Genomic DNA, 16,651 nt, shown 5'->3' with positions numbered 1-16,651 from the left:
GGCGACATCCGTCGATGTCGACTAGGCTCTAATCACTGCTTGATTTTGGTCTTGTGACGTTTTGTCGAATTTTTTGCCCGCGGGGGCGGGTGTTGTACCTCTTTCCTGTCACTCGTCGACTATTCAAACAGAACCTGGAGCCTGCCCACTGATTCGAGAGGTGCCCCATGAGTCTGCTGCTTGAACCCTTTACCCTTCGCCAATTGACCCTGCCCAATCGCATCGCGGTATCGCCGATGTGCCAGTATTCCAGCGCCGACGGCCTGGCCAATGACTGGCACCTGGTCCACCTCGGCAGCCGTGCTGTCGGCGGGGCCGGGCTGGTGTTTACCGAAGCCACGGCGGTCACCGCCGACGGGCGTATCACAGCTCAGGACCTCGGTCTGTGGAATGATGAGCAGATCGAACCCCTGCAACGCATCACCCGCTTCATCAACGCCCAGGGCGGCGTTGCCGGCATTCAACTGGCCCATGCCGGGCGCAAGGCCAGTACCTACCGGCCATGGCTTGGCAAGCACGGCAGCGTCAAACCCGACGAGGGCGGCTGGGTGCCGGTCGGACCTTCACCGATTGCGTTCGATCCACAGCACACCCAACCCAGGCAACTGGATGACGGCGAGATCGCCAAGGTGATCCAGGCCTTTGTCGAGGCGGCAAAGCGCTCGCTGACGGCCGGTTTCAAGGTGGTTGAAGTCCACGCCGCCCATGGTTACCTGCTGCACCAGTTCCTGTCGCCGTTGAGCAATCAGCGTCGCGATCAATATGGTGGTTCGTTCGAAAATCGTATTCGGCTGGTGCTGCAAGTCACCGAAGCGATACGTGCGGTGTGGCCTGAAGAGTTGCCGGTGTTTGTCCGGGTGTCGGCCACCGACTGGGTCGAAGACGGCTGGAATCCCGATGAGACCGTGGAACTGGCGCGTCGCCTCAAAGCCTTGGGTGTGGACCTGATCGACGTCTCGTCGGGCGGTACGGCGGTGAATGCCGAAATTCCCACGGGCCCCGGTTACCAGACCCGCTTCGCCGAACGTGTGCGCAAGGAGTCGGGCATGGCCACCGGCACGGTCGGTATGATCACCGAACCGGCCCAGGCCGAGCACATCCTGCGTACCTGCCAGGCGGACATCATCTTCCTGGCCCGTGAATTGTTGCGCGATCCGTACTGGGCGCTGCACGCCGATGATGACCTGGGCGGGCACAAGGCCGTGTGGCCGGCGCAGTATCAGCGGGCGACGCACCGTGAGCAGCCGATTCATGAATCGGATTTGCGCGACTGAAATCCATCGATACGAAAAAGCCCCTGAATCATGAGATCCAGGGGCTTTTGTTTATGCCTGCGCTCGATCAGGCCGCTTCGATCTTGCTGCGGTTCTGCTCGACCTGGTTCAGGTAATCCTTGAGCTTGTCCTGCTCGGCTACTGTCGTGAACAAGCCGAGCTTGCTGCGACGCCAGAGGATGTCGTGGGCGCTGGTTGCCCATTCTTCGCTGCACAGGTAATCGACTTCACGGGTGTAGAGGCCGCCGCCGATATGCTCGCCCATATCGCTGAGGTCCTGCACACCTTCAAGCATGCGCCAGGTGCGGCTGCCGTAGGTGGTGGCCCAGCGGCGAGCGATCTCGCTCGGTACCCAGTCGAACTGGTCGCGGATACGCGAGCTCAAGGCTTGCGGAGTGGTCATGTCTTCACCGCCCGGCAGCGCGGCGCCGGCGGTCCAGCTCGGCTTGATGTGCTTGAAGTACGGGGCCAGTTGCGCCAGCGCCGACTCGGCGAGCTTACGGTAAGTGGTGAGCTTGCCGCCGAACACCGACAGCAACGGGGCTTCTTCGCCGCTGCCCGACAGCGCCAGGGTGTAATCGCGGGTCACGGCCGACGGGTTGTCGGATTCGTCGTTGCACAGCGGGCGCACACCGGAATAGCTGTGCAGGATGTCGTCGCGGCTGATCTGCTTTTTGAAATGGGCGTTGACCACGTTCAGCAAGTAATCGGTTTCACCGTCGGTGATTGCAACGGCAGCCGGATCGCCGGTGTACTCGCGGTCCGTAGTGCCAATCAGGGTGAAGTGGTTCAGGTACGGAATGGTGAACACGATGCGCTGATCTTCGTTTTGCAGGATGTGCGCGTGTTCGCCTTCATACAGCTTCGGCACGATCAGGTGGCTGCCCTGGATCAGGCGGATGCCGTAAGGCGATTCCATCTTCAGGTCGTCGCGAATGAACCTGGCGACCCATGGCCCGGCCGCATTGACCAATGCCTTGGCGCGAATCGAAAACAGGCTGCCATCGCTGCGTTCCAGGTGCAGGTGCCACAGGCCCTTGGTGCGGCGCGCGCTGACGCAGCGGGTTTGGGTGTGTACGTGGGCACCTTGTTCCCGGGCGGCCATGGCGTTCAACACCACCAGGCGTGCGTCGTCGACCCAGCAATCGGAGTATTCGAAACCCTTGGTGATCTCGCTTTTCAGTGCACTGTCGGGGCCGAACTTCAGGCTTTTCGAACCCTGGAGTTGCTCGCGCTTGCCCAAGTTGTCATAGAGAAACAGCCCGGCACGGATCATCCATGCCGGGCGCAGGTGCGGGCGGTGTGGCAACACGAAGCGCATTTGCTTGACGATGTGCGGTGCCTTGGCCAGCAGCACTTCACGCTCGGCCAGGGCTTCACGCACCAGGCGAAATTCGTAATGTTCGAGGTAGCGCAGGCCGCCGTGGATCAACTTGCTGCTGGCCGACGAAGTATGGCTGGCCAGGTCATCCTTTTCGCAAAGGAACACCGAAAGACCGCGACCGGCGGCATCTGCTGCGATCCCCACGCCATTGATCCCGCCACCGATGACGGCGATATCGTAGACCTCGGCGAGAGGGGGCGTAGGCAAGGTGGAAGTGGGCATCGGCACGGCCTCGGAATTCTTTGATGTTCTGTATTTGAATTCGAACATTAATGTTCATTTGCGAAAATACTAGCCCATAAAGAGACGCACAGCCAGTCAGCTTCGATTGAAAATACTCATCGAAGGGCCGTTAAAGGAAAATTTACGAACATTTTGATGCGCGTTATGGCGCAAGAGGGATGCTGTATGTGCGATCGTCTTCGCGGGCAAGCCCGCTCCCACAAGGATCACGCGGGCCTGTGGGAGCGGGCTTGCCCGCGATAGCGCCAGTGTAGGCACTGGAGATGGTGGGCTTAAACGACTTCCAGCCGAACCTTGTGCTGGTTCAACAGCTGCGCCAGCGCCGGGGAAGGCTGCTGATCGGTGACCAGGCAATCGACCAGGCTGATCGGCCCCAGGCGAATCATGGCGTTGCGCCCGAATTTGCTCGAGTCGGCCGCGAGTATCACTTGTCGGGCATTGGCGATGATCGCCTGGGATACCCGCACTTCCTGATAATCGAAGTCCAGCAGGCTGCCGTCCTCATCGATACCACTGATGCCGACCAGGGCGAAATCGACCTTGAACTGGTTGATGAAGTCGACACTGGCCTGACCGACCACGCCGCCGTCGCGCCGCACGTTGCCACCGGTCAGCAGCACGTCGAAGTCGTCCTTGGCGCTGAGCATGGAGGCCACATGCAGGTTGTTGGTGATGATCTTCAGATGACTGTGGTTGAGCAGCGCCCGGGCGATGGATTCGGTGGTGGTGCCGATGTTGATGAACAACGAGGCGTGGTCGGGAATCTGCGCGGCGATGGCTTCGCCGATACGCTGTTTTTCATCGCGCATCTGATCGGCGCGCATGGCGTAGGCGGTGTTTTCGACACTGGAATCATAGGCGGCGCCACCGTGGTAGCGACGCAACAAGTTGGCTTCCGCGAGCTGATTGATGTCGCGGCGGATGGTCTGCGGTGTAACGACGAACAAGGTGGCCATTTCCTCGATGCTGACATAGCCGCGTTCGCGAACCAACTCGAGGATTTGCTGCTGACGGGGAGGCAGATTCATGGGGCGTCCTTTGGGCTGCCGTGCAAAATTTGCCCATGATGCCGCAGGAATCCACTCCCTACCAGTTACATACAGAGACGAGCCTGTGTCTTGGCTTATTCAGCCTCGTCTTCAACCGCCCAATCGCGGGTGCGGCTGACCGCTTTTTTCCACCCTGCGTAGAGTTTTTCCTTCGCCGCTTCATCCAGCGTCGGCTCGAACCGGCGCTCGATCACGGCCTTGCCACGCAACTCTTCCAGGCTGCCCCAGAAGCCACAGGCCAGACCTGCCAGATAAGCGGCGCCGAGTGCTGTGGTTTCGCGCATTTGCGGGCGCTCGACCTGCGTGCCGAGGATGTCGGCCTGGAACTGCATGAGGAAATTGTTGGCCACCGCGCCGCCGTCCACGCGCAGGGCCTTGAGGCGTTCGCCGGAGTCCTGCTGCATGGCGTCCAGCACGTCGCGGGTCTGGTAGGCAATCGACTCCAGCGCGGCACGAATGATGTGGTCCACGCGTACGCCGCGGGTCAGGCCGAACAATGCGCCGCGGGCGTACGGGTCCCAGTACGGTGCGCCAAGTCCGGTGAAGGCCGGCACCAGGTACACGCCGTTGCTGTCCTTGACCTTGTTGGCAAAGTATTCGGTGTCGTGGGCGTCGTTGATGATTTTCAGTTCGTCACGCAGCCACTGTACGGTGGAGCCGCCGTTGAACACTGCACCTTCCAGCGCGTAGGCCACTTCGCCGCGAGGACCGCAAGCGATGGTGGTCAGCATGCCATGCTTGGATTTCACTGCTTTGTCACCGGTGTTCATCAGCAGGAAGCAGCCAGTGCCATAGGTGTTTTTCGCCTGGCCTGGCTCGACGCACATCTGGCCGAACAGAGCGGCTTGCTGGTCACCGGCTATACCGCCGATGGCGATGCCGCTTTTGGTATGGCCGTAGATTTCCGAGGACGATTTAACTGCCGGGAGCATTTCGCGTGGGATATCCAGCAGCTCCAGCATCTTCGCGTCCCACTCCAGGGTGTGGATGTTGAAGAGCATGGTGCGCGAGGCGTTGGTGTAGTCGGTGACATGCACCTTGCCGCCGGTAAATTTCCAGATCAGCCAGCTGTCGACGGTGCCGAACAGCAGTTCGCCGTTGCGCGCACGTTCGCGGCTGCCTTCGACGTTGTCGAGGATCCACTTGAGCTTGGTACCGGAGAAGTAGGGGTCGGTGACCAGGCCGGTGGTGTCGCTGATGTATTGCTCGTGGCCATCGCGCTTGAGCTGCTGGCAGATCTCGGTGCTGCGTCGGCACTGCCAGACGATGGCGTTGTAGATCGGGCGGCCGGTGTTCTTGTCCCACACCACAGTGGTTTCGCGCTGGTTGGTGATGCCGATGGCGGCTACCTGGTCGTGGTGCAGGCCGGCTTGTGCCAGGGCCTCGACCATCACGGCGCTTTGGGTGGCGAAGATCTCCATCGGGTCATGCTCGACCCAGCCGGCTTGCGGGTAATGCTGTGCGAACTCCCGTTGGGCGGTGCAGACCACGTTCGCGTCGCGGTCGAAAATGATCGCGCGGGAGCTGGTCGTACCCTGATCGAGGGCAATGATGTAGTTCTTATTCTGTGTGTCGGTCATGTCGATTGCCTTGGACGAAAAAAGGGAGTGAGGTCTGGCGCGCGATCAAGGGGCAGGGCACGCGCCAACGGTATCAGGACGTTCTGGGTTTGCCGTCAATGGCAGGTAGCTCATCCTTTGTAGCAGCTACGGAGCCGGGCAGATGGCGGGCAATCAGCCCGCGATAGGCGGCGGCGCCGAGGCAGGCACCAACAATCGGTGCAAAAACAGGAATCAGGAAGTACGGAATATCGCGTCCGCCAGTGAGGGAAATTTCACCCCAGCCAGCGAAGAAAGTCATCAGTTTAGGGCCGAAGTCCCGCGCAGGGTTCATGGCAAAACCGGTCAGCGGTCCCATCGAGCTACCGATCACCGCAATCAGCAGGCCGATCAGCAGCGGTGCCAACGGGCCTTTGGGCAGGCCATTGTTGTCGTCGGTCAGGGACATGATCACGCCCATCAGGATGGCCGTAATGATCACCTCGACCAGAAATGCCTGGGCGGTGGTGAGTGCAGGATTCGGGAACGTGGAGAACACGGAGGCCAATTCAAGGCTGGCTTGCGTGCCACGAACCATGTGCTGCGTTTGTTCGAATTCGAAGAATAGATTGCTGTAGAGCGTGTAAACCAACAACGCGCCACAGAAGGCGCCCGCCACTTGGGCGAGTACGTAGAAAGGCAATTTGCGCTTTTCGAAGTCCGCGAAAATGCTCAGGGCAATACTGACGGCAGGGTTCAGATGAGCCCCGGAAACCCCGGCGGTGAGGTAGATCGCCATGCTGACGCCGACGCCCCAGATAATGCTGATTTCCCACAAGCCAAAACTGGCACCCGCGACCTTGAGCGAGGCAACACAACCGGTACCAAAAAAGATCAGCAGCGCCGTACCCAGAAACTCGGCCATGCATTGGCTCGAGAGCGACGGTTGTTGTAAAGCAGTAGTCATTGAAACCTCAATTTTTTTTGTTGTCTGGCGCGTTCTTGCCTACATGGTCAACGCGCGTTTTTCGCCGTGGCAGGATCCCCGTCCTGGTCGCGGTTTACTGCCGGGTACAGCGGTAGGACGTTTCGTACAGTTTCAGAAACGAAAAAATATAGACAAGAAACGCTGCTGTCAAAGGTCGAAAGTGAACTGTTGGTCACAAAAAAACTATTCGTTGCATGAATGAATGAGTCATTGCGCAATGGGATGGCCAGGCAATGGCGTCATGAATGCGCCGCCGTAGAGCCTTTTAACGATCAATGTCCTAGAATCCGGCGCAGTATTTTCTTCTGCCGCCCAGTCTGGAGCTGCCATGACCCCCGCATTGGATTTATTGAAAAAGGTTCGGGCCGAACATCGCGTACACAGTTACGAACATGACCCGAAGGCCGCTTCCTATGGCCTGGAAGCCGCGGAAAAACTCGGGCTCGACCCGGCGCAAGTGTTCAAGACCTTGCTCGCGGCCAGCGAGAAAGGAGAGTTACTGGTGGCTGTGGTGCCGGTTGTCGGCAGCCTGGACTTGAAAGGGCTGGCCCATGCCGCCGGCGTGAAAAAGGTCGAAATGGCCGATCCGGCGGCTGCGCAGCGCTCTACGGGTTATCTGTTGGGCGGGATCAGCCCGCTGGGGCAGAAAAAGCGTTTGCGTACCTTCATTGATAACTCGGCCCAGCCCTTTGCCAGCATTTTTGTCAGTGCCGGCCGGCGTGGACTGGAAGTCGAACTGGCGCCGGCCGTGCTGGCCGAACACACCCAGGCGAAGTTTGCCGATATCGGCCGTGCGTGAGCGCAGCGCTGTATGGTGAAAATCAGCCGGTTCGGTCGGCGCTGCATGGCGCCATCGTGACGGCGCGGGGCGGGGAGTTGTTCTGCCGGCAGGCGAGCGGGTGAGGATCGGGGGGATGCGACGCTCGTGGCGAGCGGAATGCTGATGCTGGACTAACGCAAACCCCGTGTAGGAGCGAGCTTGCTCGCGATGGACGACAACGATAACGCGTGCAGCCGGAATGAACGCGTTATCCAGACGTTTTTCGCGAGCAAGCTCGCTCCTACAGGTTTTTTGTGTATCAGCTGGCTGTGCTGTAGCGCCGGACACCCGATTCAACAGCAGGAATCTGCGCCGCCGTGCTGCCGGACGCCTGGAACAGCACCAGGTGTTCAGCCGCGACACGAATGCCCACATCCGCCCCGACCTGGCGATCGACATGGCTCGGGAAGATCGACTCCAACTGCGCGCCTGTCGGCAGTTGCAAGCGATACAGGGTCGACGCACCGAGGAACGTCTTGCCGGCAATTCGCGCCTTCAGTGCGCTGTCCGGTGCGTAGACGATATCGTCCGGACGCAGCAGCACGTCCACGGCACCGCCTACCGGCCAGGTGTAGGCCCGGTTACCGCGCAGCTCACCCAGCTCGGTTTGCACCGACTCCGGGCTGCTCAACTGACCGCGAATGAAATAGCCCTGGCCGATGAAGCTGGCTACAAAGGGCGTCAGTGGTTCGTGATACAGGTTGTAGGGCGTATCCCACTGTTCCAGTCGACCTTCCTTGAACACGCCAACGTGGTCGCTGACCGCGAAGGCTTCTTCCTGGTCGTGTGTCACCAGAATCGCGCTGGTGCCACGGGCCTTGAGGATGTCGCGTACTTCATGGCTGAGCTTGCGGCGCAATTCGCCATCGAGGTTGGAGAACGGCTCGTCGAGCAACAGCAGTTGCGGTTCCGGCGCCAGTGCGCGGGCCAGGGCGACACGTTGCTGCTGCCCACCGGAAAGCTCGTGGGGGAAACGCTTGCCGAGGTTCTTCAGGTTGACCAGTTCCAGCAGTTCTTCGGTGACGCGATCCTTTTGCGGATGCTTGCGAATGCCGAAGGCGATGTTGTCGGCCACGCTCAAGTGCGGGAACAGCGCGTAGTCCTGGAATACCATGCCGATGCGGCGTTTCTCCGGGGCGAGGGTGAAGCCGGCGCTGGAGATGGTCTCGCCGGCCAGCTGGATTTCGCCTTCGTGTACCGGTTCGAAACCGGCAATAGCCCGCAGAGTGGTGGTCTTGCCGCAGCCGGAAGAGCCCAGCAGGCAACCGATGTCACCGGCGTTCAAATGCAGGTTCAGGTTCTGCACCACGCGTTGGTCTTGATAGCCGCAGGCGAGGTTGCGCAGGTTAAGCAGTAATGGCTGGCTCATGCGTGGTGATACGCCGGTTCGACGAGGAACTCGAGCAGGGCTTTTTGCGCATGCAGGCGGTTTTCCGCTTGATCCCAGGCCACCGAGCGTTTGTCGTCGAGCAGGTCGACGCTGATTTCCTCGCCACGGTGCGCCGGCAGGCAGTGCATGAACAGCACGTCGTCAGCGGCCAGGTCGAGCAGGGCGCGGTTGACCTGGAACGGTGCAAACAGTTGCAGGCGCTTGGCGGTTTCCTCTTCCTGGCCCATGGAGGTCCAGACGTCGGTGCTCACCAGGTGTGCACCGCGCACGGCGTCTTTCGGGTCGCGAACGATGGAGACCCGATCGCCGGCCTTGGCCAGGAACACCGGGTTGGGCTCGTAGCCTTCCGGGCAGGCAACGCGCAACTGGAAGTCGAACTGGATCGCCGCTTCTATATAGCTGTTGCACATGTTGTTGCCATCACCGATCCAGGCCACGGTCTTGCCCTGGATGGAGCCACGGTGTTCGAGGAAGGTCTGCATGTCGGCCAGCAACTGGCACGGGTGCAGGTCATCGGACAGGCCATTGATCACCGGTACGCGGGAGTTGGCGGCGAATTCGGTCAGGTTGCTGTGGGCAAAGGTACGGATCATCACGGCGTCGAGCATGCTCGACATGACGATGGCACAGTCGCCGATCGGCTCGCCACGGCCCAGTTGGGTGTCGCGTGGCGACAGGAAGATCGCCTGGCCGCCGAGCTGGATCATGCCGGCCTCAAAGGAGATTCGGGTGCGGGTCGAGGATTTCTCGAAAATCATCCCCAGGACGCGGTTTTTCAGAGGCTCGAACAGTACGCCGCGGTTACGCAGGTCCTTGAGCTCAACGCCTCGACGGATCACGCTGACCAGCTCTTCGGGCGTGCAATCCATCAGGGAGAGAAAGTGCCTTGCGCTCATCATTGACTACCTTTTTGCTACAAACCGCAGATGCTCAAAGCCTTGTTTGACGGAACAACGGGCGAGACCTGCGGCGTAAGCCGCACGGGGCGACGAAATAGGGGAAGGCGCGATCTTATAATTAAATGTCGCGTCTTACCAATAGGGCTACGGTTTTTAGGGAGTTTCAGAGGTGCTACGGGTTCACCGAGGTAGCGCTTTTGAAGCCTGTTTCCTGAAAACAGCAGTTCATTTGTACACCGGCCTCTCGGGGCTTGGCAATCAGGCGGGGCGGCAATGGTGCGCTGACAGTCGGTTTCTGACCTGTTATTCATCCCTGCCAGGCTCGAAGGGCACGGGCGCCTGATCGGTGTGCATGGCCCCCCACGAACCGATTGAATTCCTTCAGCAAATCCACATGCAGGCGCCGCCCAGGCTGCCTTCGAACTGGACTCTGGCGGCTATCGGCTGGCCTGATGACCCTCGATTCACAAGACGAACGTCGCTGGCGCGGTGACGGGGCAGGCGCCATAGTTTTGCTTCCGTGGCCAACGTTGCCCGCCCATAACAAGACAGAGACTGGCCATGACCAAGACTCTCCATCATCGTGCATGCCATTTGTGCGAAGCCATCTGCGGCCTGACCATCGAAACCACCGGGGTCGAAGGCGGTAACGTCCAGATCACATCGATCAAGGGTGACCCCCAGGATACGTTCAGCCGTGGGCACATCTGCCCCAAAGCCGTGGCCCTGCAAGACATCCAGAACGATCCGGATCGCCTGCATCAGCCGATGCAGCGGGTGGGCAATGAATGGCAGCCCATCGAGTGGGACGCGGCATTCAACCTGGTGGCCGAGCGTCTGGCGGCGATTCAGGAGCGTCATGGGCAAAACGCCGTGGCGGTCTATCAAGGCAACCCGAGCGTGCACAATTACGGGCTGATGACCCACAGCAATTACTTCCTCGGCCTGCTGAAAACCCGCAACCGGTTTTCCGCGACGTCGGTCGATCAATTGCCCCATCACCTGACCAGCCATTTGATGTACGGCCACGGTTTGCTGCTCCCGATCCCGGACATCGATCACACCGATTTCATGCTGATCCTGGGTGGCAACCCGCTGGCTTCGAATGGCAGCATCATGACCGTGCCGGATGTTGAAAAACGCTTGAAGGCGATACAGGCCCGGGGTGGCAAAGTGGTGGTGGTCGACCCTCGCCGCAGTGAAACGGCGGCGATTGCCGATCAGCACCTGTTCGTGCGCCCGGGCGGTGATGCCGCGTTGTTGTTCGGGTTGCTCAACACCTTGTTCGCTGAGGGTCTGACCCGCGACGGCCATCTGCCGGTAGACGGTCTGGAGGACGTGCGGGAGGCCGTCGCGCCGTTCACCGCCGAGGCCATGAGTCCGTTGTGCGCCGTACCCGCCGAACAGATCCGCCAATTGGCGCGAGACTTCGCCGCGGCGCCCTCGGCTGTCTGCTATGGCCGCATGGGCGTCTCGACCCAAGCCTTCGGAACACTTTGTCACTGGGCGGTGCAGTTGATCAATCTGGTCACCGGCAACCTCGACCGCGTAGGGGGGGCCTTGTGCACCGAGCCGGCGGTGGATCTGGTGGCGACGACTTCGGGCGGACATTTCAATCTGTGGCAGAGCCGGGTTTCCGGGCGCCCGGAATACGCCGGAGAGCTGCCAGTCTCTGCACTGGCCGAAGAAATGCTCACCGAAGGAGACGGGCAAGTCCGGGCGCTGATCACCGTGGCGGGCAATCCGGTGCTGTCCACGCCCAATGGCCGAAAACTCGAGCAGGCACTGGACGGGCTGGATTTCATGGTCAGCATCGACCTGTACATCAATGAAACCACGCGCTACGCCGACCTGATCCTGCCGTCCACATCGGCGCTGGAAAACGATCATTACGACACCACATTCAACCTGTTCGCGGTGCGTAACGTCAGCCGTTTCAACCGCGCAATCCTCGCCAAACCCAAAGGTGCACTGCACGACTGGGAGATCTTCGTCGGGCTGGCCAAGGCGTTTGCCGCCAGGACCGGCAAAGCGTTGAAGCCGACCATCGCCCCGGCGCAAATGATCGATCGCGGCCTGCGCATGGGGATGTACGGCGACACTTCAGAGTTCAAGCTGTCATTGGCGACTTTGTTCGATCATCCCCATGGTGTCGATCTGGGGGCGCTCAAGCCCAACCTGGCACCACGCCTGAAAACTGCCAATCAACGTATCCAGGCCGCGCCGGCGGCGATTCTCGCTGACCTGGCGCGCTTCGCAGCCTTGAAGGCGCCGGCCGCCGACGAGCTGTTGATGATTGGCCGCCGGCATGTACGCAGCAACAACTCATGGATGCATAACTATCATCGGTTGGTGAAGGGCAAGCCTCGACACCAGTTGCTGATGCATCCGGACGATCTGGCCAGTCGCGGGCTCAGTGACGGGCAACGTGTTCGGGTCAGTTCGCGGGTGGGTGTGATTGAGGTCGAAGTGCTGGGCAGTCTTGATATGATGAAAGGCGTGGTCAGCCTGCCGCACGGCTGGGGCCACGCGCGGCCGGGCGTGCAAATGTCGATTGCCAGCAGCCAGCCGGGCTCCAGCGCCAATGACCTGACCGACGAATGCCGGATTGACGAACTGTCGGGAAATGCCGCGCTCAATGGCGTGCCAGTGACCGTGGCGGCGGCTTGAATCAGTCTGACGGAGAGACCGAGCAGGGCGCTCGGCTTTCCGTTACAATGCGCCACCGTGCCGACCCATGAGTCGGAAAGTTCAGCCGAGGTGCTCCATGGATATCATCGAAACGATTAAAGAGCAGATTGCCAACAACACCATTCTGCTTTACATGAAAGGCTCGCCAAATGCCCCGCAGTGCGGCTTCTCCGCGAAAGCTGCACAGGCCGTGATGGCGTGTGGTGAAAAGTTTGCGTACGTGGACATCCTGCAGAACCCGGAAATCCGCGCCAACCTGCCAAAATACGCCAACTGGCCAACCTTCCCGCAACTGTGGGTTGCCGGTGAGCTGGTCGGCGGTAGCGACATCATGACTGAAATGGCCGCTGACGGTTCGCTGCAGAGCCTGATCAAGGACGCCGCCGCCAAGGCCGCTGCTCCAAAGACCGAGGCCTGATTCGCTTCCTGTAGGAGCGAGCTTGCTCGCGATGGACTAAAGAACGCCGCGGGGAACCAGATTTTCCGCGTTATCGTTGACCACCATCGCGAGCAAGCTCGCTCCTACAACAACGGCAGGCACAAAAAAGCCCCGCCACTCGAAAGAGGGCGGGGCTTTTTATTGCATCGAAATTAATGGCCTGGAACTTACTCGTCTTCACCCATCTGCGATTGCAGATAGTTTTCGATACCGATCTTGTCGATCAGGCCCAACTGGGTTTCCAGCCAGTCGATATGTTCTTCTTCGGACTCGAGGATATCTTCAAGCAGCTCACGGCTGCCGAAGTCGCCAACTGTTTCGCAATGCGCGATGGCTACCTTGAGGTCGGCATGGCCGGTTTTCTCGATACGCAGGTCGCACTCGAGCATTTCCTTGGTGTGTTCGCCGATGTGCAGCTTGCCCAGGTCCTGGACGTTCGGCAGGCCTTCAAGGAACAGGATGCGCTTGATCAGCTTGTCCGCGTGCTTCATCTCGTCGATGGACTCGTGGTACTCGTGTTTGCCGAGCTTGTTCAGGCCCCAATCTTCGTACATGCGCGCATGCAGGAAGTATTGATTGATCGCGACCAGCTCATTGGCAAGGATCTTGTTGAGATGCTGGATGACTGTAACGTCGCCTTTCATGATGGGGTCCTGTCCTGTATTAGCTGTCAATAGAACAGAGTTTGAGCCGCGTATTTAATAGTGTCAAACCTAAGTTATTGAAACTTAAATGAAAATTAATCGGAATAAGAATGTTTGTGTTCCGCGTCTAGAGCATAACTAGTTGATTTTGAGACATAAAAAAACCGGACATATGTCCGGTTCTTTGAAAATCGATACTTAAGCGGCTGTAAATTCTGCTGGATAGGGAATTGCAGCCTGGGCCGTTTGCAGTTTGGTCAGGGTCTCACGGACCACTTCCTTGGCGAGGCAGGCACATTTGCCGCATTGACTGGCAACGCCGGTCGCTACGCGGACTTCCTTGTAGCTGCAGCATCCTTCATAGATCGCATCGCGGATTTGACCGTCGGTGACGCCAGTGCAGAGGCAGACATACATAAGGAAGGACCGTCGCTGATTGTGACTCAATTGCGATGGATCTTAATGTTAACGAGAATGATTGTCAAAGTGGTTTCAGAGTACTTTTCGTCATAAGCGGGGAGTGGCTGACGAACGGTCAATATGGCAAACCGATGATACAAAACCGTCGGGGATTTCATCGTACCGGGAAAAAACAGCTAAGCCAGCTCAAACACGCGGTGTATGATGGCCGGTCTTTTGCGACCGGGGTTCGTGTCACAGGGCTGTCGCCTCAGGGTGGCAGGCTGATGCGAACCCTGTTTCTCACGCTATTACACCAGGAGATATCCAATGAGCGTACTCGTAGGCAAACAAGCCCCTGACTTCACCGTACCGGCCGTACTCGGCAATGGCGAGATCGTTGACAGCTTCACCCTGTCTTCGGCGATCAAAGGCAAATACGGCCTGGTGTTCTTCTACCCGCTGGACTTCACCTTCGTTTGCCCGTCCGAGCTGATCGCTCTGGACAACCGCATGTCCGAGTTCAAGGCGCGCAACGTTGAAGTGGTCGCCGTATCGATCGACTCGCACTTCACCCACAACGCCTGGCGCAACACCCCGGTCAACAATGGCGGTATCGGCGAAGTTCGCTACACCATGGCTGCCGACATCAAGCAGGAAATCATGAAGGCCTACGACGTCCAGTCCGCTGATGGCGTAGCGTTCCGTGGTGCGTTCCTGATCGACGACAAAGGCGTTGTCCGTTCGCAGATCATCAACGACCTGCCGCTGGGCCGTAACATGGAAGAGCTGCTGCGTCTGGTCGACGCTCTGCAATTCCACGAAGAGCACGGCGAAGTCTGCCCTGCCAACTGGAAGAAAGGCGACAAAGGCATGAACGCTTCGCCAGAAGGCGTTGCGGCTTACCTGACCGAGCACGCTGCCGCTCTGTAAGGCGCACGCTGCAGGTAAAAAAAACCGGCCATCGAGGCCGGTTTTTTTATGCGCGGAAATAAATCTGTGATTGAAATCCCTGTAGGAGCGAGCTTGCTCGCGATGGACTCAAGAACTCCGCGGGGTGTCAGGTTCCCCGCGTCTTCGTTCACGACCATCGCGAGCAGGCTCGCTCCTACAGAAAGCCATCAATCGTTGAAGTCTTCCCAGCCACCCATCTGTTTCCAGCGATTGACGATGCCGCAGAACAGCTCTGCCGTCTTTTCGGTGTCGTAGCGGGCCGAGTGGGCCTCGCGACCGTCGAAGTCGATGTCCGCTGCCTGGCACGCCTTGGCCAGCACGGTCTGGCCGTATGCCAGGCCCGCGAGCGTCGCGGTATCGAAACTGGAGAACGGATGGAACGGATTGCGCTTCATGTCCAGGCGCGCAACCGCCGCATTCAGGAAGCCCAGGTCGAAGCTGCTGTTATGCCCGACCAGGATCGCCCGTTTGCAACCGTTGGCCTTGAGTGCCTTGCGCACGCCGCGGAAGATATCGTTGAGAGCAGACTCTTCACTCACGGCCATGCGCAGCGGGTGATCGAGCTTGATCCCGGTGAATTCCAGGGCGGCCGCTTCGATGTTCGCGCCTTCGAATGGCTCGACCCGGAAGAAGTAGGTGTGATCCGGGTAGACAAAACCCTTTTCATCCATGGCGATGGTGGTCGCGGCGATTTCCAGCAGGGCGTCGGTGGCGGAGTTGAAGCCACCGGTTTCTACGTCGACGACAACCGGCAGGTAACCACGAAACCGTGCGGCCATTGGATGACGGGAACCGCCACCGCCGCCATTGCCTTCCAGTTCGTCGTCGAAATGGTCTTCACTCACGCGTGTTCCTCCAGCAGGCGCCAGCGCAGTTTTTCACCGGCGCGCAGCGGGATAACGGTCAGCTCGCCAAACGGCAGGCTGGCAGGGGCGGTCCATTCTTCGCGGACCAGGGTGATGCGATCGGTGTTGGCCGGCAGGCCATAGAAACGCGGGCCGTTGAGGCTGGCGAAGGCTTCGAGCTTGTCCAGCGCATTGCGCTGTTCGAACGCTTCGGCGTACATCTCGATCGCCGCATAAGCGGTATAGCAGCCGGCGCAACCACAAGCGGCTTCCTTGGCGTGCTGGGCGTGGGGGGCCGAGTCGGTGCCGAGGAAGAATTTTTCGCTGCCGCTGGTGGCGGCGTCGAGCAGGGCTTCCTGGTGCGTATTGCGCTTGAGGATCGGCAGGCAGTAGAAATGCGGCCGAATCCCGCCCACCAGCATGTGGTTGCGGTTGTACAGCAGGTGATGCGCGGTGATGGTCGCGCCAACGTTGGCCGAAGCCGAGTTGACGAACTGCACGGCGTCAGCGGTGGTGATGTGTTCGAACACCACCTTGAGGGTCGGGAAACGCTCGACCACACGACGCATGTGCTCGTCGATGAAGATTTTTTCGCGGTCGAACACGTCGACATCGCCACGGGTGACTTCACCGTGGATCAGCAACGGCATCCCGACTTCGGCCATGGCCTCGAGTGCAGGGAAAATCTTGTCGATGCTGGTAACACCAGAGTCCGAGTTGGTGGTTGCGCCGGCCGGGTACAGCTTGGCGGCGTGCACGAATCCGCTGGCCTTGGCCTCACGGATCTCTTCAGGCTGGGTGCGGTCGGTCAGGTACAGGACCATCAGCGGTTCGAACGGGCTGCCGGCCGGGCGGGCAGCGAGAATCCGCTGGCGATAGCCGTCGGCTTCGGCCGCGTTGCGCACCGGTGGAACCAGGTTGGGCATGATGATGGCGCGGCCAAAGGTGCGCGCGACATCCGCGACGGTATTGGTCAACACGGCACCATCGCGAAGATGAATGTGCCAGTCGTCGGGACGCAGCAGGGTCAGGCGGTCGGACATGAGGGGATTCCAGGCGGGTCAAACTCAAGGGAATGCTACCGGAAAAGACTC

At 59.7% G+C, this 16,651-nt stretch carries 15 protein-coding genes; 5 read left to right on the top strand and 10 right to left on the bottom strand.

Annotated features, from left to right (window positions below):
• The first annotated feature begins 167 nt into the window (after positions 1–167).
• Positions 168–1,274, top strand: coding sequence for an NADH:flavin oxidoreductase/NADH oxidase (locus tag AC3WN7_RS04405; protein ID WP_102673364.1), 1,107 nt, complete (start codon positions 168–170; stop codon positions 1,272–1,274).
• 67 nt (positions 1,275–1,341) lie between these two features.
• Here the strand turns inward: AC3WN7_RS04405 and glpD are convergent, their stop codons facing one another.
• The 4 genes from glpD to AC3WN7_RS04385 all read right to left on the bottom strand — a co-directional run bounded on the left by glpD (position 1,342) and on the right by AC3WN7_RS04385 (position 6,455).
• A complete protein-coding gene (gene glpD / locus AC3WN7_RS04400) occupies positions 1,342–2,880 on the bottom strand; it encodes a glycerol-3-phosphate dehydrogenase (RefSeq protein WP_102673431.1) in 1,539 nt (512 codons plus the stop codon).
• Positions 2,881–3,173: 293 nt separating this feature from the next.
• Positions 3,174–3,929: a DeoR/GlpR family transcriptional regulator gene (locus AC3WN7_RS04395; protein WP_007971301.1), complete on the bottom strand. Its 756-nt coding sequence runs from the start codon at positions 3,927–3,929 to the stop codon at positions 3,174–3,176.
• A 95-nt stretch (positions 3,930–4,024) separates the two neighbouring features.
• Complete coding sequence (gene glpK / locus AC3WN7_RS04390; RefSeq protein ID WP_102673363.1) at positions 4,025–5,530, bottom strand: glycerol kinase GlpK; 1,506 nt, start codon at positions 5,528–5,530, stop codon at positions 4,025–4,027.
• A 73-nt stretch (positions 5,531–5,603) separates the two neighbouring features.
• Complete coding sequence (locus AC3WN7_RS04385; protein ID WP_102673362.1) at positions 5,604–6,455, bottom strand: MIP/aquaporin family protein; 852 nt, start codon at positions 6,453–6,455, stop codon at positions 5,604–5,606.
• A gap of 349 nt (positions 6,456–6,804) precedes the next feature.
• On the opposite strand from AC3WN7_RS04385, the gene ybaK reads away from it, so the two are divergent.
• A complete protein-coding gene (gene ybaK / locus AC3WN7_RS04380) occupies positions 6,805–7,275 on the top strand; it encodes a Cys-tRNA(Pro) deacylase (protein WP_007971306.1) in 471 nt (156 codons plus the stop codon).
• A gap of 280 nt (positions 7,276–7,555) precedes the next feature.
• Here the strand turns inward: ybaK and AC3WN7_RS04375 are convergent, their stop codons facing one another.
• Both AC3WN7_RS04375 and argF read right to left on the bottom strand, forming a co-directional pair.
• The gene (locus AC3WN7_RS04375) at positions 7,556–8,665 is read right to left on the bottom strand and encodes an ABC transporter ATP-binding protein (protein ID WP_095965469.1); all 1,110 of its coding nucleotides are present in this window, start codon (positions 8,663–8,665) and stop codon (positions 7,556–7,558) included.
• Entirely contained in the window at positions 8,662–9,582 is a 921-nt protein-coding gene (gene argF / locus AC3WN7_RS04370; RefSeq protein ID WP_033047492.1) for an ornithine carbamoyltransferase, read from the bottom strand. Before argF ends, AC3WN7_RS04375 begins: the two co-directional genes overlap by 4 nt.
• A gap of 564 nt (positions 9,583–10,146) precedes the next feature.
• Between argF and AC3WN7_RS04365 the strand changes: the two genes are divergently transcribed.
• Positions 10,147–12,255, top strand: a complete 2,109-nt coding sequence (locus AC3WN7_RS04365) for a molybdopterin oxidoreductase family protein (RefSeq protein WP_102673361.1) — start codon at positions 10,147–10,149, stop codon at positions 12,253–12,255.
• Positions 12,256–12,352: 97 nt separating this feature from the next.
• Positions 12,353–12,694 (top strand): Grx4 family monothiol glutaredoxin, encoded by a 342-nt coding sequence (gene grxD, locus AC3WN7_RS04360; RefSeq protein WP_007971318.1) that lies wholly within the window; start codon positions 12,353–12,355, stop codon positions 12,692–12,694.
• 188 nt (positions 12,695–12,882) lie between these two features.
• Here the strand turns inward: grxD and bfr are convergent, their stop codons facing one another.
• Together bfr and AC3WN7_RS04350 are read right to left on the bottom strand one after the other, a co-directional pair.
• Positions 12,883–13,359, bottom strand: coding sequence for a bacterioferritin (gene bfr, locus AC3WN7_RS04355; protein WP_007985870.1), 477 nt, complete (start codon positions 13,357–13,359; stop codon positions 12,883–12,885).
• A 198-nt stretch (positions 13,360–13,557) separates the two neighbouring features.
• Positions 13,558–13,776, bottom strand: coding sequence for a bacterioferritin-associated ferredoxin (locus AC3WN7_RS04350; RefSeq protein WP_007985869.1), 219 nt, complete (start codon positions 13,774–13,776; stop codon positions 13,558–13,560).
• 312 nt (positions 13,777–14,088) lie between these two features.
• Between AC3WN7_RS04350 and AC3WN7_RS04345 the strand changes: the two genes are divergently transcribed.
• Positions 14,089–14,691, top strand: a complete 603-nt coding sequence (locus AC3WN7_RS04345; protein WP_007971324.1) for a peroxiredoxin — start codon at positions 14,089–14,091, stop codon at positions 14,689–14,691.
• Between the two features lie 188 nt (positions 14,692–14,879).
• Here AC3WN7_RS04345 and rnt read toward each other — a convergent pair whose 3' ends face one another.
• Entirely contained in the window at positions 14,880–15,557 is a 678-nt protein-coding gene (gene rnt / locus AC3WN7_RS04340; protein WP_007972317.1) for a ribonuclease T, read from the bottom strand.
• Entirely contained in the window at positions 15,554–16,600 is a 1,047-nt protein-coding gene (pyrC, locus tag AC3WN7_RS04335) for a dihydroorotase (protein ID WP_015096688.1), read from the bottom strand. The genes rnt and pyrC overlap by 4 nt, the downstream gene beginning before the upstream one ends.
• Positions 16,601–16,651: the final 51 nt, after the last annotated feature.

It is taken from the genome of Pseudomonas sp. FW305-70, assembly GCF_058783925.1.
This window is presented reverse-complemented; position numbering and strand designations above follow the sequence as displayed.